This window comes from Streptomyces sp. R44 (genome assembly GCF_041053105.1).
Classification (GTDB): domain Bacteria; phylum Actinomycetota; class Actinomycetes; order Streptomycetales; family Streptomycetaceae; genus Streptomyces.
The window spans coordinates 3046933-3070939 of record NZ_CP163444.1; the positions used below are offsets into that span (position 1 = coordinate 3046933).

At 73.0% G+C, this 24007-nt stretch carries 19 protein-coding genes; 11 read left to right on the forward strand and 8 right to left on the reverse strand.

What is annotated here, in order from left to right; all coding sequences use genetic code 11:
• Positions 1–43: 43 nt before the first annotated feature.
• Complete coding sequence (gene pepN, locus AB5J54_RS14105) at positions 44–2620, forward strand: aminopeptidase N (protein ID WP_369144261.1); 2577 nt, start codon at positions 44–46, stop codon at positions 2618–2620.
• A 147-nt stretch (positions 2621–2767) separates the two neighbouring features.
• Here the strand turns inward: pepN and alc are convergent, their stop codons facing one another.
• The 4 genes from alc to AB5J54_RS14125 all read right to left on the reverse strand — a co-directional run bounded on the left by alc (position 2768) and on the right by AB5J54_RS14125 (position 6819).
• Positions 2768–3892: an allantoicase gene (alc, locus tag AB5J54_RS14110; RefSeq protein ID WP_369144262.1), complete on the reverse strand. Its 1125-nt coding sequence runs from the start codon at positions 3890–3892 to the stop codon at positions 2768–2770.
• A 66-nt stretch (positions 3893–3958) separates the two neighbouring features.
• Complete coding sequence (locus AB5J54_RS14115) at positions 3959–4879, reverse strand: LysR family transcriptional regulator (protein ID WP_369144263.1); 921 nt, start codon at positions 4877–4879, stop codon at positions 3959–3961.
• Between the two features lie 39 nt (positions 4880–4918).
• Positions 4919–5860: a DMT family transporter gene (locus AB5J54_RS14120; RefSeq protein WP_369144264.1), complete on the reverse strand. Its 942-nt coding sequence runs from the start codon at positions 5858–5860 to the stop codon at positions 4919–4921.
• Positions 5861–5865: 5 nt separating this feature from the next.
• Positions 5866–6819: an EamA family transporter gene (locus AB5J54_RS14125; protein WP_369144265.1), complete on the reverse strand. Its 954-nt coding sequence runs from the start codon at positions 6817–6819 to the stop codon at positions 5866–5868.
• 165 nt (positions 6820–6984) lie between these two features.
• Between AB5J54_RS14125 and AB5J54_RS14130 the strand changes: the two genes are divergently transcribed.
• Positions 6985–7491, forward strand: a complete 507-nt coding sequence (locus AB5J54_RS14130) for a MarR family winged helix-turn-helix transcriptional regulator (protein WP_369144266.1) — start codon at positions 6985–6987, stop codon at positions 7489–7491.
• Between the two features lie 76 nt (positions 7492–7567).
• Here the strand turns inward: AB5J54_RS14130 and AB5J54_RS14135 are convergent, their stop codons facing one another.
• From AB5J54_RS14135 to AB5J54_RS14145, 3 genes are read right to left on the reverse strand one after another with little or no spacing between them, the layout of a single operon-like run.
• Positions 7568–7795: a hypothetical protein gene (locus AB5J54_RS14135; protein WP_369144267.1), complete on the reverse strand. Its 228-nt coding sequence runs from the start codon at positions 7793–7795 to the stop codon at positions 7568–7570.
• A gap of 20 nt (positions 7796–7815) precedes the next feature.
• Complete coding sequence (gene malQ, locus AB5J54_RS14140) at positions 7816–9915, reverse strand: 4-alpha-glucanotransferase (protein ID WP_369144268.1); 2100 nt, start codon at positions 9913–9915, stop codon at positions 7816–7818.
• A 1-nt stretch (position 9916) separates the two neighbouring features.
• A complete protein-coding gene (locus AB5J54_RS14145) occupies positions 9917–10117 on the reverse strand; it encodes a hypothetical protein (protein WP_369149629.1) in 201 nt (66 codons plus the stop codon).
• Positions 10118–10352: 235 nt separating this feature from the next.
• Between AB5J54_RS14145 and AB5J54_RS14150 the strand changes: the two genes are divergently transcribed.
• Positions 10353–13481 carry a beta-N-acetylglucosaminidase domain-containing protein gene (locus AB5J54_RS14150; protein ID WP_369144269.1) on the forward strand — a complete coding sequence of 1043 codons (3129 nt, stop codon included), beginning with the start codon at positions 10353–10355 and terminating at the stop codon, positions 13479–13481.
• A gap of 49 nt (positions 13482–13530) precedes the next feature.
• Here the strand turns inward: AB5J54_RS14150 and AB5J54_RS14155 are convergent, their stop codons facing one another.
• Positions 13531–14094 (reverse strand): HNH endonuclease, encoded by a 564-nt coding sequence (locus tag AB5J54_RS14155; protein WP_369144270.1) that lies wholly within the window; start codon positions 14092–14094, stop codon positions 13531–13533.
• Positions 14095–14392: 298 nt separating this feature from the next.
• Here AB5J54_RS14155 and AB5J54_RS14160 point away from each other — a divergent pair, with 298 nt between their 5' ends.
• The 8 genes from AB5J54_RS14160 (at position 14393) to AB5J54_RS14195 (ending at position 24001) form a co-directional block, all read left to right on the forward strand.
• Positions 14393–15412: a mechanosensitive ion channel family protein gene (locus tag AB5J54_RS14160; RefSeq protein ID WP_369149325.1), complete on the forward strand. Its 1020-nt coding sequence runs from the start codon at positions 14393–14395 to the stop codon at positions 15410–15412.
• Between the two features lie 181 nt (positions 15413–15593).
• On the forward strand, positions 15594–16793 hold the full coding sequence (locus AB5J54_RS14165) for an ROK family protein (protein WP_369144271.1): 1200 nt from the start codon (positions 15594–15596) through the stop codon (positions 16791–16793).
• A gap of 49 nt (positions 16794–16842) precedes the next feature.
• Complete coding sequence (locus tag AB5J54_RS14170; RefSeq protein WP_369144272.1) at positions 16843–18186, forward strand: ABC transporter substrate-binding protein; 1344 nt, start codon at positions 16843–16845, stop codon at positions 18184–18186.
• A 6-nt stretch (positions 18187–18192) separates the two neighbouring features.
• A complete protein-coding gene (locus AB5J54_RS14175) occupies positions 18193–19134 on the forward strand; it encodes a carbohydrate ABC transporter permease (RefSeq protein WP_369144273.1) in 942 nt (313 codons plus the stop codon).
• A gap of 3 nt (positions 19135–19137) precedes the next feature.
• Positions 19138–20034 (forward strand): carbohydrate ABC transporter permease, encoded by an 897-nt coding sequence (locus AB5J54_RS14180; protein WP_369144274.1) that lies wholly within the window; start codon positions 19138–19140, stop codon positions 20032–20034.
• Between the two features lie 7 nt (positions 20035–20041).
• Complete coding sequence (locus AB5J54_RS14185) at positions 20042–21307, forward strand: 6-phospho-beta-glucosidase (protein ID WP_369144275.1); 1266 nt, start codon at positions 20042–20044, stop codon at positions 21305–21307.
• Positions 21304–22278, forward strand: a complete 975-nt coding sequence (locus AB5J54_RS14190; protein ID WP_369149326.1) for an N-acetylglucosamine kinase — start codon at positions 21304–21306, stop codon at positions 22276–22278. The genes AB5J54_RS14185 and AB5J54_RS14190 overlap by 4 nt, the downstream gene beginning before the upstream one ends.
• A gap of 295 nt (positions 22279–22573) precedes the next feature.
• On the forward strand, positions 22574–24001 hold the full coding sequence (locus tag AB5J54_RS14195) for a hypothetical protein (protein WP_369144276.1): 1428 nt from the start codon (positions 22574–22576) through the stop codon (positions 23999–24001).
• The last annotated feature ends 6 nt before the right edge of the window (positions 24002–24007 follow it).

Here is a 24007-nt window from a genome sequence, read left to right on the forward strand (position 1 = left end):
TGGAAGGATGGCCCAAACGTCACGAAACCGAGGAGTTGACCGGGTGCCTGGGACCAACCTGACCCGTGAAGAGGCTCAGCAGCGGGCGGCGCTGCTGAGCGTGGACGCGTACGAGGTCGAACTCGACCTCACCGGTGCGCAGGAGGGCGGCACCTACCGGTCCGTCACCACCGTCCGCTTCGATTCCGCCGAGGCCGGCGCCGAGACCTTCATCGATCTCGTCGCCCCCGCCGTCCACGAGGTCGTGCTCAACGGCCGCTCGCTCGACGTCGCCGCCGTCTTCCGCGACTCGCGGATCGCGCTGGCCGGCCTGGCCGCGGGCCGCAACGAGCTGAAGGTCGTCGCCGACTGCGCGTACACCAACACGGGTGAGGGTCTGCACCGTTTCGTCGACCCGGTCGACGAGCAGGCCTATCTGTACACCCAGTTCGAGGTACCGGACGCGCGGCGGGTCTTCGCCTCGTTCGAGCAGCCCGACCTGAAGGCGACCTTCCAGTTCACCGTGAAGGCCCCCAGCGGCTGGTCGGTGATCTCGAACTCGCCGACGCCGAAGCCCGAGAACGACGTGTGGGTCTTCGAGCCGACCCCTCGCATCTCCACGTACATCACGGCCCTCATCGTCGGCCCGTACCACTCGGTGCACTCGACGTACGAGAAGGACGGGCAGGTCGTCCCGCTGGGCATCTACTGCCGTCCGTCGCTGGCCGAGTTCCTGGACGCGGAGCACATCTTCGACGTGACCCGCCAGGGCTTCGACTGGTTCCAGGAGAAGTTCGCGTACGACTACCCCTTCGCCAAGTACGACCAGCTGTTCGTGCCGGAGTTCAACGCGGGCGCGATGGAGAACGCGGGCGCGGTCACCATCCGCGACCAGTACGTCTTCCGCTCGAAGGTGACGGACGCGGCGTACGAGCGGCGCGCCGAGACCATCCTCCACGAGCTCGCCCACATGTGGTTCGGCGACCTCGTCACCATGGAGTGGTGGAACGACCTGTGGCTGAACGAGTCGTTCGCCACCTACACCTCGGTCGCCTGCCAGGCCTCGGTCAAGGGCACCCGCTGGCCGAACGCCTGGACCACCTTCGCCAACTCGGAGAAGACCTGGGCCTACCGCCAGGACCAGCTGCCGTCGACGCACCCGATCATGGCCGAGATCAACGACCTGGAGGACGTGCTCGTCAACTTCGACGGCATCACGTACGCCAAGGGCGCCTCGGTCCTGAAGCAGCTCGTGGCGTACGTCGGCCAGGACGAGTTCTTCAAGGGCGTGCAGGCGTACTTCCAGGCGCACGCCTTCGGGAACACCCGCCTGTCCGACCTCCTCGGCGCCCTGGAGGAGACCTCCGGGCGTGACCTGAAGACCTGGTCGAAGGCCTGGCTGGAGACCGCCGGCATCAACATCCTCCGCCCGGAGATCGAGACCGACGAGAACGGCGTCATCACCGCCTTCGCCGTCCGCCAGGAGGCCCCGGCGCTGCCCGCCGGCGCCAAGGGCAAGGCCGTGCTGCGCCCGCACCGCATCGCGATCGGCTTCTACGACCTGGACGAGAGCGGCAAGCTGGTCCGCACCGACCGCCTGGAGCTGGACATCGCGGCGGCCGAGCGGACCCCGGTCGCGGAGCTGGCCGGCAAGGCCCGCCCGGCGGTCGTCCTCCTCAACGACGACGACCTGTCGTACGCGAAGGTCCGCCTCGACGAGGTGTCCCTGAAGAACGTCACCGCGCACCTCGGCGACTTCGCCGAGTCCCTGCCGCGCGCCCTGTGCTGGGCCTCGGCCTGGGACATGACCCGCGACGGCGAGCTGGCCACCCGCGACTACCTGGACCTGGTGCTCTCCGGCATCGCCAAGGAGTCCGACATCGGTGTGGTCCAGTCGCTCCAGGGCCAGGTGAAGGCGGCCCTCGACCTGTACGCGGCGCCGGAGTGGCGCGCGACGGGCCTGGCCCGCTGGGGTGCCTTCGCCCAGGAGCAGCTGCGCGCGGCCGAGGGCGGCAGCGACCACCAGCTGGCGTGGGCGCGTGCCTTCGCGGCCACGGCCCGCGAGGACGCGGAGCTCGACGTGCTCGCGGCGCTGCTCGACGGCTCCGAGGTCATCGAGGGCCTGGCCGTCGACACCGAGCTGCGCTGGGCGTTCGTGCAGCGCCTCGCGGCCACCGGTCGCTTCGACGAGGCGGAGATCGCCGCCGAGCTGGAGCGCGACCGGACGGCGGCGGGCGAGCGTCACGCGGCCACCGCGCGCGCGGCCCGTCCGACGGAGGCGGCGAAGGCGGAGGCCTGGGCCTCGGTCGTCGAGGACGACAAGCTGGCGAACGCCGTGCAGGCGGCCGTCATCGGCGGCTTCGTCCAGGCCGACCAGCGCGAGCTGCTCGCCCCGTACACCGCGAAGTACTTCGCGGCGATCAAGGGCGTCGCGGAGACCCGCAGCCACGAGATCGTCCAGCAGATCGTGGTCGGTCTCTACCCGACGCTCCAGGTCTCGCAGGAGACCCTGGACGCGACGGACGCGTGGATCGCCGAGCACAACCCGGTCCCGGCGCTGCGGCGCATGGTGACGGAGTGCCGCGCGGGCGTGGAGCGCGCCCTGAAGGCGCGTGCGGCGGACGCGGCGGCCGCGCAGTAGTACCCGCTTGAACGGCGAAGGGGCGCCCTCCCCCGTGGGGGCGCCCCTTCGCCGCGTCTGTCGGAGGCGGTGCTTGGAGTCCGCCCGGCGGGCGGGCGTCGGCGCGCGGCCGCGCCGCCGGGCGGAAGCTTTTCCCTCGGAGGGGCCTCAGCCGCCGAGCGCCGCGTACCGGGCGCGCAGATCGGCCGCGCCCTGCTCCGTCAGCGCCCCGTGGAGACGCATCCGGGCGACGCCGCCGTCGGGGAAGGCGTCGAGCCGGACGTGGGTGACGACTGCCTGCGCGGGGAGCTTGAAGCGGTGCAGGGTGTCGGGCTGGAGGCGGGTGCGCGGGATGATCTCGAACCACTCTCCGCTCTCGCCATTGCGGCCCTGGAGGGCGATCCAGCCGGCCGAGTTGCCCTTGAGGTAGGCGGTGTCGATCTCGACGGCGCGGACGACGCCCTGGGCGACGAGCTTGAAGCGGACCCAGTCGTTGGTGTCGCGGACCCGGCGGCGGCGGTTCTCCCAGCCGTCGTCCATCTTGCGGGAGGTGCCGGGCAGGATGATCTGGGTCGGCGAGGAGTAGAACTTGTCCGAGGCGTCCTCGTACGAGCCGCCGTTGAGCACGGCGATCAGGTCGAGGGTGCCGAGGAGCTCCAGCCACTCGGGGTCCGGTACGACCTCGCCGTGGACGCGGAGCCGGGCGACGCCGCCGTCGGGGTGCTGGCAGAGCCGTACGTGGGTGAAGCGGCGCTCGGCGGTGATCGCGAAGCCGTTGGCGGCGTGGCCGCGGACGGGGGTCGGCGGGACGAGCTCCTCCCACTTCGCGTCGAGCAGCTCGGCGGGGCTGGGCGAGCCTTCGACGGCGGTGGCCTGGATGCTGACCTTCTGCGGGTAGTTGCCGCGGAAGTGGGCGGTGTCGACGATGATCCCGCGGATCACACCGGGGGCGCCGAGGCGGACGATCGCCCAGTCGTGGTCCTCGGGGGCCGGGAAGACGTTCTCGGCGTCGGCGCCGCGGCGGCGGCGGGTCTCCCAGCCGTCCATGATCTTGCCCTTGTGCCCGAAGTGCTCCGGGTCGAAGACGGCGCGCTCGCGGACGAGGAGGTTCTCCCGCTCGGCGAAGAACTCGTCGTTGGCGGCGACGACCCCGGCGCCGAGGCGGCGGTCGGCGAGGTCGACGAGCTCGGTGAAGGGGAAGTCACCGGTGCGGTAGTCGGCGTACGGGTCGCCTCCGGAGTAGGGGGCGGCGTCGTTGGCGTGCGGGTCCTGGTTCGCGTCGAGGCTGCTCATGGCTTCGACTCTCCCGCGCCGACCGCGCCGCGGTCCATCGAATGTTTTCGACGATGCCGTTCAGTTCTACTGAACGGTTTCGCGGGCCGCCGCCGCCTGCCGGAGCGCGGCGAGCACCCGGGCCACCGCGGGACCCTCCTCCGCACCGCTCCGTACCGCCGCGACGACGTGGCGGCGCGGCTGGTCGGCGGAGAGGACGCGCATGACGACCCCGGTGCCGCCCCGGCGGTCCGCGAAGGCCATCCGGGGCACGAGCGCGATCCCCATCCCGGCCTCGACCATGGCGAGGATCGCGGTCCAGCCGGAGGCGCTGTGGGCCTGCTCGGGCACGAAGCCGGCGGCCTCGCAGGCGGCGGTGGTGATCTCGGACCAGGGTCCCGAGCCGCCGAAGATCCAGGGCTCGGCGGCGAGGTCGGCGAGCCGCAGGCCGGGCGCGTCGGCGAGCGGGTGGCCGGCGGGCAGGGCGACGTCGAGGGGGTCGGCGAGCAGCGGCACCCTGCTGTACTTGGGGTCGCGCGCGGAGGGCGCGTGCGCGGCGAGCGAGAGCGCGAGGTCGACCTCGCCGGCGGTGAGCAGCTCGTACGCCTCCGCCGCCTCGGCCTCCCGGATCCGGACGTCGAGCCCGGGGTGGGCGGTCCGCAGCTGCCGGACGGCGGGCACGACGAGCGCGGGCACGGACGTCGAGAAGGCCGCGACCCGCACCTGGCCGGCCTCGCCCCGCAGATAGCCGTCGAGTTCGGCGTCGGCGCGCTCCAGCTGGGCGAAGACCACCTCGGCGTGGCGCAGCACCAGATGGGCGGCGTCGGTGAGGCGGACCCGGCGGCCCTGGGCCTCCAGGAGCCGCACCCCGAGCTGTTTGGCGAGGTTGGTGAGCTGCTGCGAGACGGCCGAGGGGGTCATGAGCAGCGCCTCCGCGGTCGCGGTGACGGTGCCGCGGTCGCGGAGGGTGCGGAGGATCTGGAGCTTCTTGATGTCCCACTCGGTCATGGGGCGCAACATATCGGGCCTCGCTCCACCGGGCCGCGGCTAGCGGGTCGAGCTCATGGCGACCCCGCCGAGGATGAGGACCATGCTCGCGCCGCCGAGGAGGCCGAGCTGTTCGCCGAGGAGGGCGTACGAGAGGAGGGCGACGCAGACGGGCTGGAGGTAGTAGACGATCCCGGAGCGGGCGGCGCCGATCAGGGTGACGGCCTTGTTCCAGGCGAAGAAGGCGACGGCGGAGGAGAGCACGCCGACGTAGACGAGGGGGCCGACGGTGCCGGTGGTGGGCTCGAAGCCGCCCTGGACGGCGAGGCTGATCCCGTACGCCGGGAGGAGCATGAGGGCGCCGAGGGCGAAGGTGGTGAAGAGGAAGGCGAGGCCGCCGAGTTCGGCGGGGCGGCGCTTGAGCAGGGCGCTGTAGGAGGCGAAGCAGACGGCGGCGGCCATGACCCAGAGGTCGCCGGTGGCGAAGTCGGGGGTGAGCGAGCCCTTGCTGACGAGGAGCAGGACGCCGGCGCAGGCGATGAGCATGCCGGTGGTGCGGCGCGGGCCGAGGCGGTTGCCGCCGAGCCGGGCGAAGACGGCCATGAGGACCGGGGAGGCGGCCATGATCATGCCCATGTTGCCGGCGGAGGTGGCGGTCCCGGCCTGGTTGACCAGGGTGTTGTAGACGGTGATGCCGAGCAGCGAGGCGAGGGCGAGGAAGCGGAGGTGACGGCGGATCAGGTGCCGCTGCCGCCAGGTCTCGCGGGCGGCGAGGGGGGCGACGGCGACGAGGGCGACGATCCAGCGCCAGAAGGCGGCCTGCACCGGGGGGACGGTGTCGTGGAGGGCGCGGGCGACGACGAAGCTGCCGGACCAGACGACGGTGGCGAGGAGGGCGAGGAGCACGCCGAGGCCGGCGCCCTTGATGGGTGCCGGCCTCTCGGTGGCTGCGGTGGTGCTGTCGGTGGCGGTGGTCGGGTTGCGTGCGGTGCTCAGGCTCATGGGCCTTACCGTCGCACCCCGGAAACCTCCAGGTCCATCGAAACTTCCTGACCGTTCTTTTCAGCTCCACTGAACGATTCGACCTCGGGGGCGACCTTCTTGGGCGTACGGGGGCTCAGCTGGCCGGCCAGGGTGGCGCCGAAGGCGATCACCATGCCGAGCACCTGCACCGGACCGAGGGCCTGACCGAGAGCCACCCAGCCGATGACGGCGGCGGTGATCGGCGAGAGCGGGCCGAGGAGGGTGGCCGAGGAGGCGCTCAGCCGCTCGATGCCACGGAACCAGAGGAAGTACGAGATCGCGGTGTTGCCGAAGGCGAGGTAGGCGTAGCCGGCCAGGTTGGTGCCGGTCATGGCCGGCGGGGCGCCCTCGATCAGGAAGGCGAGGGGGGCGATGACCAGGCCGCCCGCGGTGAGCTGCCAGCCGGTGAGCGCGAGGGCGCCGACGCCCTCGGGGCGGCCCCAGCGCTTGGTGAAGACGATGCCGGCGGACATCGAGAGCGAGGAGAGCAGTCCGGCACCCACGCCGATCAGGTCGAAGGCGGCTCCGGCCTTGAGGACCACCAGGCTGACGCCGAAGGCGGCGGTGACGGCGGTGAGCAGGGTCTTCACGGTGGGCTTCTCGCCGAGGAAGAGGGCGGCGAGGCCGACGACGAAGAGCGGGCCGACGGAGCCGACGACCGCGGCGACTCCGCCGGGCAGCCGGTAGGCGGCGAGGAAGAGCAGCGGGAAGAAGGCGCCGATGTTGAGGGCTCCGAGGACCGCGGACTTCCACCACCAGGCGCCCTGCGGGAGCTTGCGGGTGATGGCGAGGAGCAGGAGGCCGGCGGGGAGGGCCCGCAGGAGGCCGGTGAGGAGCGGCCGGTCGGGCGGCAGGAACTCGGTGGTGACGAAGTAGGTGGAGCCCCAGGAGATCGGGGCGAGGGCGGTGAGCGCGGTGACTGCTGCCTTGCGGGACATGACGGTTCCCCCCTGCTGCGGAGTGCCGGACCGGTGGGCGCCGGACTGGCTTCGTGGTGAGTAACTTACCACTAAGCTACTTTCTCGCAAGAGGCTTTTTCATAAGAGACTTTCTCGTAAGTGACTTGCTTGCGATCGAGGAGCGGAGAAGGGAACACTGAGGACATGAACACGCAGCCCCCCGGCCACGACGCCGTCGACGCCATCACCGACCAGTGGGCGGCCGTCCGCCCCGATCTGGACACCGTCCCCATGGCGGTCTTCGGTCGGATCTACCGGCTGGCCAACGCCATGCGCGGCAAGGTGGACAAGGCGTACGCGCCCTACGGCATGGCGCTCGGGGAGTTCGACGTGCTCGCGACGCTGCGCAGGTCCGGAGCGCCGTACACGCTCTCGCCGCGCGAGCTGACCGCCACGCTGATGATCACCACCGGCGGTATGACCGGTCGGCTCGACAAGCTGGAGAAGGCCGGGCTGCTCACGCGCAGCCCCGACCCGAACGACCGGCGCGGACTACGGGTCACGCTCACCGAGCGCGGCAAGGAACTGGTGGACCAGGCCGTCGGGGCCGGTCTCGGGGAGCAGCGGGCCGCCCTGGAGTCCGCGCTCACCGCGGAGGAGGCGGACCAGCTGGCCGGGCTGCTCAGGAAGCTGCTGGCCACGACCGTGTGAAGGGCCTCCACGCGCGCGAGGGCGCCGCGCGGTACCTCGTACCGTGCGGCGCCCTCGGCGGAGACCTCTGAGGCGGTTACGCCTTCTTGGACTTGTCGAGCACCATCACCAGGCCGGCGATCACCAGGAACAGCACCAGGGGCGCCGCCACGAACAGGCCGAGGGTCTCGACGACACTCAGCTTGGGGGCCGGGTCGTCACCGTCGTCGCGGGTGAGTGCGAGCGCGGGGGACGACATGAGCAGCATCATCAGCGTCGTACCGGCCGCGAGCGAGCCGGCGCGCAGAGCGTTCTTCTTGTCCACGGCCCCAAAGTAGCGAACACCTAAACGGGCCGCGCGCCCGGGGGTGCCGTACGGGCGTTCTCCGTCGCCGTACGGGCGTGCAGCTCGCGCAGCAGGGCGTGCGCCCGGGGCGAGGCGGCGAGCTCCTCCAGGGTGAGCGGCTGGCCGTCCGGGCCCGCGAGCGGCAGCCTCCAGTTGGGGTACTCGTCCCAGGTGCCCGGCAGGTTCTGCGGCCTGCGGTCGCCCACCGCGTCCGGCAGCCACACGCCCACCATCCGGGCCGGGGTCGCGAGCAGGAACCGGTGCACGGCCCTGATCTCCGCCTCCTCGTCGCCGGGACCCTCCGGGAGCAGCCCCTTCCGCTCGAACACGTCCAGCCACTCGGCGGTCTCCGCCGCGTCCGCCGCCCGCTCGCGCTCCAGGTCGCCGGCGAGCAGCCCGAGCCGGTGCCGCAGGCCGACGTGCTCGCCGGAGAGCCGGGCGGCGGTGGAGGGCAGGTCGTGGGTGGTGGCGGTGGCGACGCACTCCGCCCGCCACTCCCCCGCCGGCAGCGGGCGGCCGGTGCCCGCCCAGTCCCGCTCGAACCAGAGCACGGAGGTGCCGAACACCCCGCGCCGGGCCAGCTCCTCGCGTACGCCCGGCTCGACCGTGCCGAGGTCCTCGCCGATGACGAGGGCGCCCGCGCGGTGGGCCTCCAGGACGAGGACCGCGAGCATCGCCTCGGCGTCGTACCGGACGTACGTGCCCTCGGTGGGCTCGTGGCCCTCCGGCACCCACCACAGCCGGAACAGGCCCATCACATGGTCGATGCGCAGCGCGCCCGCGTGGCGCAGGAGTTCGCGCAGGAGTCCGCGGTACGGGGCGTAGCCGGCGGCGGCGAGGGCGTCGGGCCGCCAGGGCGGCAGGCCCCAGTCCTGACCCCGGGAGTTGAAGGCGTCGGGCGGGGCGCCGACCGACATGCCGGCCGCGAAGGCCTCCTGCTGGGCCCAGGCGTCCGAGCCCTCGGGGTGGACGCCGACCGCCAGGTCGTGGACGATCCCGATCTCCATGCCGGCCTCGCGGGCGGCCGCGGCGGCGCCGGCGAGCTGCCGGTCCGTCAGCCAGGCGAGCCGGCAGTGGAAGTCGACCCGGGCGGCCAGGACGGGATCGGCGCGCACGGCGGTCTCCGCCGCGCGCGGGGTGCGCAGTTCCTCGGGCCAGCTCCGCCAGTGGTGGCCGTGGCGCTCGGCGAGGGCCTGGTAGGTGGCGTGGTCCTCCAGGGCGCGGCCCCGCTCGGCGAGGAAGTCGTGGAAGTCGGCGCGGCGGCCGGGACCGGGCTCCACGGAGCCGACCACCAGCTCCAGGGCCCGCCGCTTGAGCTCCCAGACGGCGTCCCGGTCGATCAGGGCACCCTTGCCGAGGACCCGTTCGCGCAGTTCGGCGGCCTCGGCGAGGATCCGGTCGAGCTCCTCGCGGCGCTCGGGGCCCACCAGGGCGTACTCGGGGATCTCCTCGATCCGCAGATGGACGGGGTCCGGGAAGCGGCGCGAGGACGGGCGGTACGGCGAGGGGTCGCTGGGCGCCCCCGGCACGCCCGCGTGGAGCGGGTTGACCTGGACGAACCCGGCGCCGTGCGTGCGGCCCGCCCAGGCGGCGAGCTCCCGCAGGTCGCCGAGGTCGCCCATGCCCCAGGAGCGGGTGGAGAGCAGCGAGTACAGCTGGACGAGCAGTCCGTACGCGCGCCGCCCCGGGCCGGGCACGCGCGCGGGGCTCACGATCAGGGTGCCGGTGGCCGCGCGCCCGTCCGGTGCCTGCGCCTCGACCGTGTGGACGCCGAGCGGAAGCCCCGACCAGTCCCGGCCGGTGACGACGGTGCCGTCCTCGGTGGTGACCCGCAGGCGGGTGCCCGGCGGGAGGTCCTCCGGCGGGCGGACCGGTCCGTCGCCGTGGTGGTGGACCAGGGTCGGGGGCATCAGGCGCTCCCGGTCGGCCCGTTCGGCCGCGTCGAGGGCGGCGGCGACCGCCTCCGGGGTGCCCGCGTCGACGCCGAGGGCGGCGAGGACGGCCACCACGGTGGCGTCCGGCACCGGCACGGTGACGCCTTCCGAGGGGCTGTGGGCGGTGGCGACGCCGTGACGGGCGGCGAGACGGGCCAGGGTCACTTCACACTCCGGGGGACTCCGGGCCGCCCGCGCTGCCGGGGGCGGTGGGTTCGCTGGTCAGGGGGGCCGCGACGGCCAGCGGCGGCTCGCTGGTGAGGGGTGACGCGTCGGGCAGGGGCGGCTCGCTGGTCAGCGGTTCGCCGGCCGGCGCCGACTGCTCGGGGATGTGTATCCGTCCGAGGTGACGGGCGGTCGTGGTCACGGGGGTCTCCCGGTTCGTCTCGACAGGTGGACCTGGGCAATGACTAGAGCCCTACCCACCGCACCTCGTTTTACCGGCGGATCGTGGCGAAGTGACGTCACCTCGCCGACGGCTCGCCGGGCAAAGCCGACACATCGGCCACGCGCATTGACACCTCCGTGCGACGGGTGGTGGGCTCGTGACCCACTCGTGACCAACCGGCAGAGCCGCCGGGGCCCGCCGAAGGGAGACCCGCGTGCACCTCGGGCGCAGGAAGCGCACCGCGACGGCCGTCGCCGCCGCCGTCATCGGCGGCCTCCTGGGCGGCGCGGTGCCGGGCTCGGCACAGGCGGCCCCGACTGCCCCGACGGCTCCGACGACCCCGCTCGTCCCTTCGCCCACGGCCCCCGCCGCGCCTCCGGCGAGCACCACGAACGCCTCCACCGCGCGCGTGCCCGCCGTCTGGCCCCGCCCCCAGTCCCTGACCGCCGCCGGGCCCGCCGTGCGCCTCGGGGACGAGGTGACGCTCCTCACGGACGCCGACGCCGATCCGTACGCCCTCGCCGCCCTGCGCGAGCTGCTGCGGGCCGCCGGGGTACGGACCGTCCACACCGGCCTGCCGGGGCGGGGCCCCGTCCTGCGGGTCGCCGGGCCCTCCGGCGAGGGCGAAGGCCCCGGCTCCGGCTCCGGCTCCGGCTCCGGCTCCGGCTCCGGCTCCGACTCCGGCTCCGGCTCCGAGGAGGCCCTGGCCGCCCTGCGCGTGCCCGAGCGCCTCGATCTGCCGCGCGGCGGCTACCGGCTCGCGACGGGCCGCTTCCAGGGGCGGGACACCGTCGTCCTGGACGGGGTCGGCGAGGACGGCCTGTTCCACGCGGTCCAGACGCTGCGTCAGCTCCTCGGCAGCGGCCGGGAGATCCCCGGCGTCGTCGTCCGCGACTGGCCCGGCACGGCCGAGCGCGGCATCACCGAGGGCTTCTACGGCCGTCCCTGGACCCTGGAGCAGCGGCTCGCCCAGCTGGACTTCCTGGGCCGGACCAAGCAGAACCGCTATCTGTACGCGCCCGGGGACGACCCGTACCGCCAGGCGCAGTGGCGCGAGCCCTATCCGGCAGCGCAGCAGGACGAGTTCCGGGCGCTCGCCGCGCGGGCCCGCGCCAACCACGTGACGCTCGGCTGGGCCGTGGCGCCCGCCCAGTCCATGTGCCTGGCCTCGGCCGGCGACGTGACGGCGCTGACGCGGAAGCTGGACGCGATGTGGGAGCTGGGGGTGCGCTCCTTCCAGCTCCAGTTCCAGGATTCCTCCTACGACGAGTGGCACTGCGACAAGGACGCCGACACCTTCGGGCGCGGACCGGAGGCCGCGGCCGGCGCCCACGCGCGCGTGGCGAACGCCGTCGCCCGGCAGCTCGCCGAGCGGCACCCGGGCGCGGAGCCGCTGACGGTGATGCCGACGGAGTACTACCAGGAGGGCGCGACCGCGTACCGCACGAAGCTCGCCGCGGAGCTCGACACGGACGTGCGGGTGGCCTGGACGGGCGTCGGCGTCGTGCCGCGCACGATCACCGGCGGCGAACTGGCGGGGACGCGCGAGGCGCTCGGCGGCCACCCGCTGGTCACCATGGACAACTACCCGGTCAACGACTACGCGCAGGACCGGCTGTTCCTCGGCCCGGCCACCGGCCGGGAGCCGGCCGTGGCCGCGGGTTCCGCCGCCTTCCTCGCGCACGCCATGGAGCAGCCCGCGGCCTCCCGCGTCCCGCTCTTCACCACCGCCGACTACGCCTGGAACCCGAAGGGCTACCGGCCCCGCGAGTCCTGGCAGGCGGCCGTGGACGACCTCGCGGGCCCCGACCCCGCCGCCCGCGAGGCGCTGCGCGCGCTCGCCGGGAACGGCTCCTCGTCGATCCTCGACCCGGGCGGCGAATCGGCCTATCTGAAGCCGCTCCTGACGGCCTTCTGGGCCTCCCGCACGAGCACCGGCACGGCCGGCACGGCCGCCCGGGAGAAGGCTGCGCGCGAGCTGCGGGGCGCGTTCACCGTGATGCGCCACGCGCCCGAGCGGCTGTCGGCCACCGCCGACGGCACCTTCGACGACGAGACGGGCCCCTGGCTGGAGCAGCTCTCCCGGTACGGGCGGGCGGGCGAGACGGCGGTCGACATGCTCCTCGCCCAGGCCCGCGGCGACGGCGCGGCGGCCTGGCGGGCGCAGCTGGACCTGGAGCGGCAGCGGCAGGCCCTGAAGGCCGGCCGGGTGACGGTCGGCTCCGGGGTCCTCGATCCGTTCCTCACGCGCGCGGTGACCGAGTCGGCGGCCTGGACGGGCGCCGACCGGACCCCGCCGGCGCGGGCGGACCGTGCCCCCGGTTCGTACACCGTGCGGCTCGACCGGGCGCGGCCCGTGGAGGCCCTGACGGTCATGACCGAACCCGGCGAGGCGGGCGGCGAGGGGGACGCGCGCGTGGAGGCGTACGTCCCCGGCGAGGGCTGGCGGCCGCTCGGCCCGCTGTCGGCGTCCGGATGGACGCAGACCGAGCTGAAGGGGCTGACGGCGGACGCGCTGCGGGTCGTGTGGAGCGGCGACGGTCCGGCGCCCGAGGTGCGCTCGCTCGTGCCGTGGTTCGCGGACGGGCCGCGTGCCGGTCTCGAACTCGCCCGCACGGAGACGGACGCGGAGATCGGCGGCCCGGCGCAGCGGGTGGACGTGGAGTTGACGGGCCGGCGCGCCGGCGAGGTGCGCGGGGCGCTGACGGCGAAGGCCCCGAAGGGCATCGCGGTGCGGCTGCCGGGGCAGGCCGTGGTGGAGCGCGGTGCGCGGACCAGCGTCCCGCTGGAGGTGTCGGTGGCGGCGGGCGTGTCGGCCGGTTCGTACCGGGTGCCGGTGTCCTTCGCTGGCGAGGAGCGGGTCCTGACGGTGCGGGCGTTCCCCCGGACGGCGGGCCCCGACCTGGCGCGGGCGGCGACGGCCTCCTCCTCGGGCGACGAGACCCCGGACTTCCCGGCCGCCTCGGCGGTGGACGGCGATCCGGCGACCCGCTGGTCCTCCCCGGCGGAGGACGGCGCCTGGTGGCAGATGGAGCTGGCCGAGCCGGCCCGGATAGGGCAGGTGGTGCTGCACTGGCAGGACGCGTACGCCTCCCGCTACCGGGTGCAGGTCTCGGCCGACGGGCGGGTCTGGCGGACGGCGGCGACCGTCGCGGACGGCAGGGGCGGCCGGGAGTCGGTCCGGATGGACGCGGCGGACACCCGCTTCCTGCGGGTCCAGGGGGAGACGCGGGCGACCCGCTTCGGCTACTCGCTCTGGTCGGTGGAGACCTACGCGGTGGCCCCGTCGCCGAAGCCCGAGGCGCCGGCCGAGGGCACGCCGGAGGAGCGGCCCGCCCCCTGAGGGGTGAACCGCTCCTCGCCGGAAGCCCCGCGTACGCGAAAGGCCCGGCTCAACCCGTCGTCAGCGCCCTCACGGGGGTCTCTGCGACGGAGTCGATCCGGGCCATGGCGTCCTCGGCGCCGTACGGCTCCAAGTAGGGCAGCCAGCGGGGGTCCCGGTGTCCGGTCCCGATGATCCGCCAGGCCAGGCCGGTCGGCGGGGCGGGTTGGTGCCGCAGCCGCCAGCCCAGCTCGCGCAGGTGCCGGTCGGCCTTGACGTGGTTGCAGCGGCGGCAGGCCGCCACGACGTTCTCCCAGGCGTGCGTGCCCCCGCGGCTGCGCGGGATGACGTGGTCGACGCTGGTCGCGACGGCCCCGCAGTACGCGCAGCGCCCGCCGTCGCGCGCGAAGAGCGCTCGGCGGGTCAAGGGAACGGGCCCCCGGTAGGGGACCCGCACGAAGCGCTTCAGTCGCACCACACTGGGAGCGGGGAGGACTTGGGTCTCGCTGTGCAGGAAGGCGCCGGACTCCTCGAGACAGAGAGCCTTGTTCTCCAGTACGAGGACGAGTGCGCGGCGGAGCGGTACGACGCCGAGCGGCTCGTACGACGCGTTGAGGACCAGGACATGCGGCACGGATGCCTCCTATGACGCCGGCGGCGCGTGGCTCGCGCCGGGACGAACTGCTCTCAGTCTCTCCTCATGCCTGGTCGCGGCGCCACCACGTATCGGGATCGGGGTGACGGGCCCGGGGTGTTCTCGACCACATCGGCATCTCTCCCCGGTATGTGCCCAGGTGAGGTCGGTCTCTCCCTCGAACAGGGCAACGGGAGCACGTCCGACGCCCCGTTAGTGTGGATGGCCTGCGTACGCGATGCCTGGAGGTTGTCCCGTGTCCTGGTCCGCCCTGGCGGCTGCCACCGAACCCGAACCGATGCCGGTGACTCTGGACGAGGCCGCGGAGAAGGCGACGAACGCCGCGAGCTGGGTGGAGGAGAACTGGTCCACCTGGCTGAACACGGGTCTGCGCATCCTGCTGATCCTGGTCGTGGCGCTGGTGCTGCGCTGGGCCGTCCGCCGGGCCCTGACCAAGCTGATCGACCGGATGAACCGCTCCGCCCAGGCGGTGGAGGGGACCGCCCTCGGCGGTCTGCTGGTCAACGCCGAGCGGCGGCGGCAGCGCTCCGAGGCCATCGGCTCGGTGCTCCGCTCCGTGACGTCCTTCCTGATCCTGGGCACGGCCGGGCTGATGATCCTGGGCGCCTTCAAGATCGACCTGGCGCCGCTGCTCGCTTCGGCCGGTGTGGCCGGTGTGGCGATCGGTTTCGGCGCGCGGAACCTGGTGACGGACTTCCTGTCCGGGGTCTTCATGATCCTGGAGGACCAGTACGGCGTCGGCGACTCGGTCGACGCGGGCGTGGCCTCCGGGGAGGTCGTCGAGGTGGGCCTGCGGGTGACCAAGCTGCGCGGGGTGGACGGCGAGATCTGGTACGTGCGCAACGGCGAGATCAAGCGGATAGGGAACCTCAGCCAGGGCTGGGCGACGGCCGGGGTGGACGTCACCGTCCGGCCGACGGAGGACCTGGAGCAGGTGCGGGCCGTGATCACCGAGGCGGGCGAGGCCATGGCGAAGGAGGAGCCCTGGAACGAGCGCCTCTGGGGTCCGGTGGAGGTGCTCGGTCTGAGCGAGGTGCTGCTGGACTCGATGACGGTCCGGGTCTCGGTGAAGACGATGCCGGGCAAGAAGCTGGGCGTGGAGCGCGAGCTGCGCTGGCGCATCAAGCGGGGTCTTGACGAGGCCGGGATCCGGATCGTGGGCGGGATTCCGCCGCAGGCCGAGGAGACGAAGGCCGACCCGACGGCCGGCATGGCGGCACCTTCGGCGTTCGCCTCGACGACCTCACCGCAGTCGGCGGCGGCGACGCCCCTGCCGAAGCCGGACCTCTCGAAGTAGTCCCTGCTGTCCCTCACGCCCCCGCGGTAACGCTTTCGTTGCCTTCGGGGGTGTGTCGCGTTCCCGGGTCTTGACGCCCGAGTGACGGCCGCCTTACCTTCCTCCCAACCCAATAGGAAACTTTCCTAACAGTGCCCCTCACAGGTACTGCAGCCACCGTACGAGGGCAGGTGCGAGTCCCATGGCAACCCCCGGTACCCCGCGCGTACTGCGGGCCATGAACGACCGCGCCGCCCTGGACCTGCTCCTGGAGCACGGCCCCCTCTCGCGGACCCGGATCGGCAAGCTCACCGGCCTGTCCAAGCCGACCGCGTCCCAGCTGCTCGCCCGTCTCGAAGCGGCCGGGCTCGTCGTGGCCACCGGCACCACCGAAGGCCTGCCCGGGCCCAACGCCCAGCTGTACGCGGTCAACGCGCGGGCCGCGTACGCCGCCGGGCTCGACGTCGACCAGCACCGCATCCACGCCGCCGTCGCCGACATCACGGGCGAGATCATCGGCGCGTTCGAGCTCCGCACCCCCGGCCGCTCCGCCTCCGGCGTCGTCCGCCAGGTCACCGACGCCCTCGACGGGGCCGTCAAGGCGGCCGGCATCACGCGTGAGGACGTACGGCGCCTGGTCATCGGCACCCCCGGCGCCTTCGACCCGGCCACCGGACGCCTGCGGTACGCCTCCCACCTGCCCGGCTGGCACTCCCCCACCCTCCTGGAGGAGCTGGCCGCCGCCCTGCCGATGCCGTTCGAGTACGAGAACGACGTCAACCTCGTCGCCGTCGCCGAACAGCGCCTGGGCGCCGCCCGGGGCCACTCCGACTTCGCCGTGCTGTGGAACGAGGGGGGTCTCGGCGCCGCCCTCGTCCTCGGCGGGCGGCTGCACCGCGGCTTCACCGGCGGCGCCGGCGAGCTCGGCTTCCTGCCCGTGCCCGGCACCCCGCTCGTACGGCAGGTCACCAAGGCCAACTCCGGCGGCTTCCAGGAGCTCGCCGGCATCCAGGCCGTGCCCCGGATCGCCCGCGAGGCCGGGATCGAGACCCCCGACCATCCGTACGTCCCCGTGGTGACCGGCCTCCTCGCCCGCGCCGCCGAGGCGCACACCGAGGACCCCCGGTACGCCGAGCTGCTGGACCGCTACGCCGAGCGCCTCGCCGTCGGACTCGCCTCCCTCGTGACCGTCCTCGACCCCGAACTGATCGTGCTCTCCGGAGACGCCCTCGTCCCCGGCGGCGAACCCCTCCGCGCGCGCGTGCAGTCCGAGCTCGCCGACCTCGCCCCCTCCCGGCCGCGGCTCGTCCTCTCCGCCGTGCGCCGCAGCCCCGTCCTGCGCGGGGCCCTCGAAAGCGCCCTCGCCACCACGCGTGACGAGGTCTTCGACACCTCGCGCTGACCGTCCCCGCCCCTCGCCAAGCCCCGAACCCGCCCAGGGAGACCCCGCCATGCCCGTACGTCCGCGCAGAGCCGCCGCAGCGCTCGCCGCCACCGCCTCGATCGCCCTGTTCGCCTCCGCCTGTACCGGCTCCGCGAACAACGCGGCCTCCGACGACCCCAAGGCCGAGACCACCATCACGTTCTGGCACGGCTGGTCGGCACCCGCCGAGGTCAAGGCGATCGAGGACAGCGTCGCCCGCTTCGAGAAGAGCCACCCGAACATCAAGGTGAAGCTCGTCGGCGACATCAACGACGAGAAGCTCGGCCAGGCGCTGCGGGCCGGCGGCTCGAACGGGCCGGACGTCGTCTCCTCGTTCACGACCTCCAACGTCGGCAAATTCTGCGCCTCGGGCGCGCTCGCGGACCTCAAGCCGTTCATAGAGAAGTCGAAGGTGGACCTGGACAAGACCTTCCCGAAGGTCCTCCAGCAGTACACCCAGTTCGAGGGCAAGCGCTGCGCCCTGCCGCTGCTCTCCGACGCGTACGGGCTCTACTACAACAAGGACGCGTTCAAGAAGGCCGGCCTCGACCCCGAGGCCCCGCCGAAGACCTGGTCCCAGTTCGCCGAGGTCGCCAAGCGGCTGACGAAGGCCAAGGGCGACTCGTACGAGCAGCTCGGCTTCATGCCGAACTACCTCGGCTACGAGACCGTCGTCGAGCACTACATGTCCCAGTGGGACCACCGGTACTTCGACGAGAACGGCAAGTCGAACGTCGCCAAGGACCCGGCCTTCGCCGAGATGATGACGTACCAGAAGTCCCTGGCGGACTCCCTCGGCGGGTTCAAGAAGCTCGACAAGTACCGCACCACCTTCGGTGACGAGTGGGGCGCCAAGCACCCCTTCCACACCGGCCAGGTCGCCATGCAGCTGGACGGCGAGTGGCGGCTGAACTTCATCAAGGGCGCCAAGGTCGGCTTCGAGGTCGGCGTCGCGCCGCTCCCCGTCGCGGACGACGAGGCGGCCGAGTACGGCAAGGGCTACCTGTCCGGCACGATCATGGGCATCGCGCCGCAGAGCAAGAAGCAGAACGCGGCCTGGGAGCTGGTCAAGTACCTGACCACGGACACCGACGCCGTCGTGCAGTTCGCCAACGCCATCGGGAACGTGCCCTCCACCTTCGAGGCGCTGAAGTCCCCGAACCTGAAGTTCGACGACCGCTTCAAGGTCTTCCTGGACATCGCCCGGCACCCCGAGTCCACCACCATGGACGGCGCGGTGAACGGCCCCACCTACCAGGAGACCCTCTCCGAACTCGCCCACAAGTACGAGAACGGCCAGATCACGGACCTCAAGAAGGGCCTCGCGGACACCGCGGCCCAGATCGACCGCGACATCGCAGCGACGAAGTAACCCGCCATGACCACGTACACGCTCCGATCGAAGCACCGGCGCAACGCGCTGCGCACCGCACTGTTCATGTCGCCCTGGCTGATCGGGTTCGGCTTCTTCTTCGCCTATCCGCTGATCTCCACGCTGTACTTCTCGTTCATGCGCTACGACGGCCTCAACGCGCCGACCTGGCGGGGCCTGGAGAACTGGACGTACGTCTTCTCCGACCTGCCGAAGTTCTGGCCGGCGATGCAGAACACCCTCTGGCTGGCGGTCGTCATGGTGACCTGCCGGGTCGTCTTCGGCCTCGGCGTCGGCATGCTGATCACCAAGATCAAGACGGGCGCCGGGATCTACCGCACCCTCTTCTACCTGCCGTACCTGGCCCCGCCGGTGGCCGCCACGCTCGCCTTCGTCTTCCTGCTCAACCCCGGCACCGGGCCGGTCAACTCGTTCCTGGAGGCGGTCGGCATCCCCGCCCCCTCCTGGTTCAACGACGCGGACTGGGCCAAGCCGGCCCTCACGGTCCTCGCCGTGTGGGGCGTCGGCGACCTCATGGTCATCTTCATGGCCGCCCTGCTCGACGTGCCGAAGGAGCAGTACGAGGCCGCCCAGCTGGACGGCGCGTCCCCGTGGCAGCGGTTCCGCTACATCACCCTGCCGAACATCTCGCCGATCGTGCTCTTCGCGGTCGTGACCGGGATCATCGGCGCGATGCAGTACTACACCCAGCCGATCGTGGCCGCCAAGGTCGCCTCGGGCGTGATGGGCGGCTCCGGCGCGCCCTTCCAGCCCGGCTACCCGGACAACTCCACCCTGACCCTCCCGCAGCTGGTCTACAGCCTCGGCTTCAACCAGTTCAACTACGGCGCGGCCTGCGTGGTGGCGCTCGTGCTCTTCGCACTCTCCATGGCCTTCACCGCGCTCCTCATGCGGCGGCGCGGCGGCCTGATCGGCTCGGGTGACTGAACCATGACGACCGCAACCGCCCCCGCTCCCGCTTCCGTACGGACCGAGGCGAGCCCCGCCGAGAAGCGGGCCCGCCGCAGATCGCTGCTGCACTGGATCGCCGTGCACTCGCTCGGCATCGCCGCCGCCCTGTTCTTCGTCCTCCCGTTCGTCTTCGTCCTCCTGACGTCCCTGATGAGCGACGACCAGGCGCTCACCCGGGACCTGACGCCGAACTCCTGGCACTGGGACAACTACGTCAGGGTCTTCCAGACCGAGGGCTTCCTCACCTGGTGGAAGAACTCCCTGCTGTACGCGGGTCTCGGCACCGTCCTCGTCGTGGTGTCCTCGATCCCCGTGGCCTACGCGCTCGCGAAGTTCCGCTTCCGCGGCCGGCATCTGTCGCTGCTGCTCGTCATCTCGATGATGATGCTGCCGCCGCAGGTCGTGATCATCCCGATGTACCTGTTCTGGGCCAAGCAGATGGACCTCTCCGGCACGCTGTGGCCGCTGATCGTCCCGATGGCGTTCGGCGACGCCTTCGCCGTCTTCCTGCTGCGCCAGTTCCTGCTGACCATCCCGAACGAGTACGTCGAGGCCGCGCGGATCGACGGCTGCGGCGAATTCCGCACGCTGATACGGGTCGTGCTCCCGATGGCGAAGCCCGGCATCGCCGCCGTCGCCCTCTTCCAGTTCTTCTACTGCTGGAACGACTACTTCGGGCCGCAGATCTACGCCTCCGAGAACCCGGCCGCCTGGACGCTCAGTTACGGCCTGGAGTCCTTCAAGGGCGCGCACCACACCGACTGGAACCTGACCATGGCCGCGACCGTGCTGGTCATGGCCCCCGTGATCCTCGTGTTCTTCTTCGCGCAGAAGGCGTTCGTCGAGGGAGTCACACTGACCGGAGTGAAGGGCTGAGTCACCTATGAAGCTCGCTGTCGTGGGGGGCGGGTCCACCTACACCCCCGAACTGATCGACGGATTCGCGCGGCTGCGCGACACCCTGCCCATCACCGAACTCGTCCTCGTCGACCCGGCCGCCGAGCGCCTGGAGCTCGTCGGCGGTCTGGCCCGGCGGATCTTCGCCAAGCAGGACCACGACGGGAAGGTCGTCACCACCACCGACCTCGACGCCGGGGTCGAGGGCGCCGACGCCGTCCTGCTCCAGCTGCGGGTCGGCGGGCAGGCCGCCCGCGAGCAGGACGAGACCTGGCCGCTGGAGTGCGGCTGCGTCGGCCAGGAGACCACCGGCGCCGGCGGCCTCGCCAAGGCGCTGCGCACGGTCCCGGTGGTCCTGGACATCGCCGAGCGGGTCCGGCGCACCAACCCGGACGCCTGGATCATCGACTTCACCAACCCCGTCGGCATCGTCACGCGCGCGCTGCTCCGGGCCGGGCACAAGGCCGTCGGCCTGTGCAACGTCGCCATCGGCTTCCAGCGGAAGTTCGCGAAGCTCCTCGACGTGACGCCGGCCGAGGTCCACCTCGACCACGTCGGGCTCAACCACCTGACCTGGGAGCGGGCGGTACGGATCGGGGGCCCCGAGGGCGAGGACGTGCTGCCCCGGCTGCTCGCCGCACACGGCGAGGCGATCGCCGGCGACCTGCGCCTGCCGCGCCCGGTCCTGGACCGGCTCGGCGTCGTCCCCTCGTACTACCTGCGGTACTTCTACGCGCACGACGAGGTGGTGCGGGAGCTCGGCACGAAGCCCTCGCGGGCCGCCGAGGTCGCGGCGATGGAGCGGGAGCTCCTGGAGATGTACGGGGACCCGGCGCTCGACGAGAAGCCGGCCCTGCTCGCCAAGCGGGGCGGCGCCTTCTATTCGGAGGCGGCCGTGGACCTGGCGGCGTCCCTCCTGGGCGGCGGGGGTTCGCCGTACCAGGTGGTGAACACGTACAACAACGGCACGCTGCCGTTCCTGCCGGACGACGCCGTCATCGAGACCCAGGCGGCGGTCGGCGCGCACGGGGCCACTCCGCTGCCGGTCGCGCCGGTGGACCCGCTCTACGCGGGTCTGATCGCGAACGTCACGGCCTATGAGGACCTGGCCCTGGAGGCGGCGCTGCGCGGCGGCCGCGACCGGGTGTTCAAGGCGCTGCTCGCGCACCCGCTGGTCGGGCAGTACGCGTACGCCGAGGGGCTCACCGACCGGCTGATCGCGCACAACCGGGAGCACCTCGCGTGGGCGTGAACCTGAACGGCGTCCTCCTCGCGATCGACGCGGGGAACAGCAAGACCGACGTCGCGGTGGTCTCGCAGGGCGGGAACGTCCTGGGGTCGGCGCGCGGCGGCGGGTTCCAGCCGCCGGTGGTGGGGGTGGAGACGGCGGTCGACGGGCTCGCGGAGATCGTCGGGCGGGCGTGCGCCGAGGCCGGTGTCCCGGTGGGGTTCGCGCATGTCACGGCCTGTCTCGCCAATGCCGATCTGCCGGTGGAGGAGGACGCCCTCCGGGCCGAGCTGCTCGGCCGGAGCTGGAGCCCTTCGGTACGGGTGCACAACGACACCTTCGCGATCCTGCGGGCCGGGGTCGACGAGCCGCGGGGCGTGGCCGTGGTGTGCGGGGCGGGGATCAACTGCGTCGGGATGACCCCGGACGGGCGGACCGCGCGGTTCCCGGCGATCGGGAAGATCTCCGGGGACTGGGGCGGGGGCGGCGGACTCGCCGACGAGGCGCTCTGGTTCGCGGCGCGGGCCGAGGACGGGCGTGGCCTGCCCACCGCCCTCGCCCACGCGCTGCCCGCGCACTTCGGCCTGGACTCGATGTCCGCGCTGATCGAGGCGCTGCACCTGGGCCGGATCCCGATGGGGCGGCGGCTCGAACTGACGCCGGTGCTCTTCCGCGTCGCGTCCCAGGGCGATCCGATGGCGGAGTCGCTCGTGGACCGGCTCGCCGACGAGGTCGTCGCCATGGCGGCGGTCGCGCTCCGCCGGCTGGGGCTCGACCGCGAGGAGGCCCCGGTGCTGCTGGGCGGCAGCGTGCTCGCCGCCCGCCACCCGCGGCTTGAGGCGCGGATCCGTGAACTCCTGGCCGCGCGGGCGCCGAAGGCCGTGATCGGCTTCGTGACCGCGCCGCCGGTCCTGGGGGCGGGGCTGCTCGCCCTGGACGCGGTGGCCGCGGCTCCGGAGGCGAAGGCCCGGCTGCGGGAGCGGTACGAGGCCTGAGGGCTGGGGAACGCGGGGCGTCTCGTCGTGACGACGGGGCGCCCCGCACGCATGTTCACCTGTTCGAGCGATGGCCGACAGGGAACCGTTCTCGGCCGGTCGACGTATTCAGAGTGAGGGGTTCGCCCGCTGATGCGTGGGAGGCATGGGGCACCATAGGCGACAAGATCCAGTCAATCCCGGTGTGCGGACGGCCCCCTGAGGCCATACTGCTGGCCGGGTGGTCCTCCACCGGAACCGGTCCCACCGGGACCCGGCCGGGCGGGCCGACGTCAGCGACCGAGGGGGAGGTCAAGTGACACACCCGCCGAACGCGCCCGCCGCCTCGGCGGCGCCGGGCACGGCTCAGGCGCCCGCACGCCCGGGCACCGTGCCCGCGCAGCCGCGGCCCGTGCCCGCCGCCGGCCCGCCCGCCGCGCGCGGCGCCTGGGCCGTGGGCCGGGAGCGGCTGCGGGAGGCCGCGACGACCGAGCCGGGCCGGCTCCAGATCCTCGGGGCCGTACTGGCGCTGCTCGTCGTCGCGTTCGGGGCCGTCACCGCCCTGGAGGTCACCGGCCGGTCCTCCGCCGCCGACGACGTCGTCAGCCGCAGCCAGCCGCTGAGCGCCGACGCGGCCGCCATCTACCGCTCCCTCGCGGACGCCGACACCACCGCCGCGAGCGGATTCCTGGCCGGCACCCTGGAGCCCGCGGAGTCCCGCGCCCGGTACACCCGGGACATCACCACCGCCTCCCGGCTGCTCGTCAAGGCCGCGGCGAACACGGACGGTTCGTCCGCCTCGGCCCGCGAGATCGCCACCCTCAACGAACAGCTCCCGCGCTACACGGGCCTCATCGAGCGCGCCCGGGCCGCCAACCGGCAGGGCCTGCCGCTCGGCGGCGCCTATCTGCGGTACGCCAACCAGCAGATGTCCAGCGCCCTGCTCCCGGCCGCCGAGCGGCTGTACGCGGCGGAGACGGAGCGGCTGCACCGGGACGACGACTCGGCCCGCGCCTGGCCGTATCTGTCGCTCGCGCTCGGCCTGCTCGCCCTCGGCGTCCTCCTCTGGGCCCAGCGCCGCAGCTACGCCCGGACCAACCGGGTCTTCAACCACGGGCTGCTCGCGGCCACCGCCGCCACCGTCGCTGTCCTGCTCTGGCTGCTCGCCGCGCACACCGTGACGCGGGCCGAGCTGAACAGCGCGCGGGCGCACGGGCAGGAGTCCCTCCAGGTGCTCAACACGGCCCGGATCAGCTCGCTCACGGCCCGCGCCAACGAGAACCTGACCCTGGTCGCCCGGGGCGCCGTCCTCACCGAGGACGGCAAGAGCGACAAGTACGAGGCGGACTACACGGCGAGCATGAGCGCCCTGACGACGGCGCTCGCCGAGGCGCGGGAGCTCGCCGACGACGACGCCGGGCGCGGCCCCGTCGACGAGTCCTCCGAGCACGCCGCCGAGTGGCGGGAGCGCCACAAGGACGCCCGTGCCAAGGACGAGGCCGGTGACTACGAGGGCGCCCTCGGCCGGGTCGTCGGCGCCAAGGAGTCCACGGGCCGGTCCTTCGACGAGGTCGACGCGGCCCTGGAGCGGGCCCTCGCGCACGAGCAGACCGAGTTCACCCGCTCCGCCGGGGACGCCAGGGACGCGCTGACGGCGCTGCCGCTCGGCGCGGCGGCCCTCGGGATCCTGGGTGCGGCGGGCGCCGTGCTCGGCATCAACCGCAGACTGTCGGAGTACCGGTGAGAGGGG

What these genes read in the sequence shown, in the direction of transcription:
- alc (WP_369144262.1), bottom strand. Translation starts at nt 3,892, where the DNA reads ATGAGCAGCCTCGACGCGAACCAGGACCCGCACGCCAACGACGCCGCC.
- AB5J54_RS14115 (WP_369144263.1), bottom strand. Translation starts at nt 4,879, where the DNA reads ATGACCGAGTGGGACATCAAGAAGCTCCAGATCCTCCGCACCCTCCGC.
- AB5J54_RS14120 (WP_369144264.1), bottom strand. Translation starts at nt 5,860, where the DNA reads ATGAGCCTGAGCACCGCACGCAACCCGACCACCGCCACCGACAGCACC.
- AB5J54_RS14125 (WP_369144265.1), bottom strand. Translation starts at nt 6,819, where the DNA reads ATGTCCCGCAAGGCAGCAGTCACCGCGCTCACCGCCCTCGCCCCGATC.
- AB5J54_RS14130 (WP_369144266.1), top strand. Translation starts at nt 6,985, where the DNA reads ATGAACACGCAGCCCCCCGGCCACGACGCCGTCGACGCCATCACCGAC.
- AB5J54_RS14160 (WP_369149325.1), top strand. Translation starts at nt 14,393, where the DNA reads ATGCCGGTGACTCTGGACGAGGCCGCGGAGAAGGCGACGAACGCCGCG.
- AB5J54_RS14165 (WP_369144271.1), top strand. Translation starts at nt 15,594, where the DNA reads ATGGCAACCCCCGGTACCCCGCGCGTACTGCGGGCCATGAACGACCGC.
- AB5J54_RS14170 (WP_369144272.1), top strand. Translation starts at nt 16,843, where the DNA reads ATGCCCGTACGTCCGCGCAGAGCCGCCGCAGCGCTCGCCGCCACCGCC.
- AB5J54_RS14175 (WP_369144273.1), top strand. Translation starts at nt 18,193, where the DNA reads ATGACCACGTACACGCTCCGATCGAAGCACCGGCGCAACGCGCTGCGC.
- AB5J54_RS14180 (WP_369144274.1), top strand. Translation starts at nt 19,138, where the DNA reads ATGACGACCGCAACCGCCCCCGCTCCCGCTTCCGTACGGACCGAGGCG.
- AB5J54_RS14185 (WP_369144275.1), top strand. Translation starts at nt 20,042, where the DNA reads ATGAAGCTCGCTGTCGTGGGGGGCGGGTCCACCTACACCCCCGAACTG.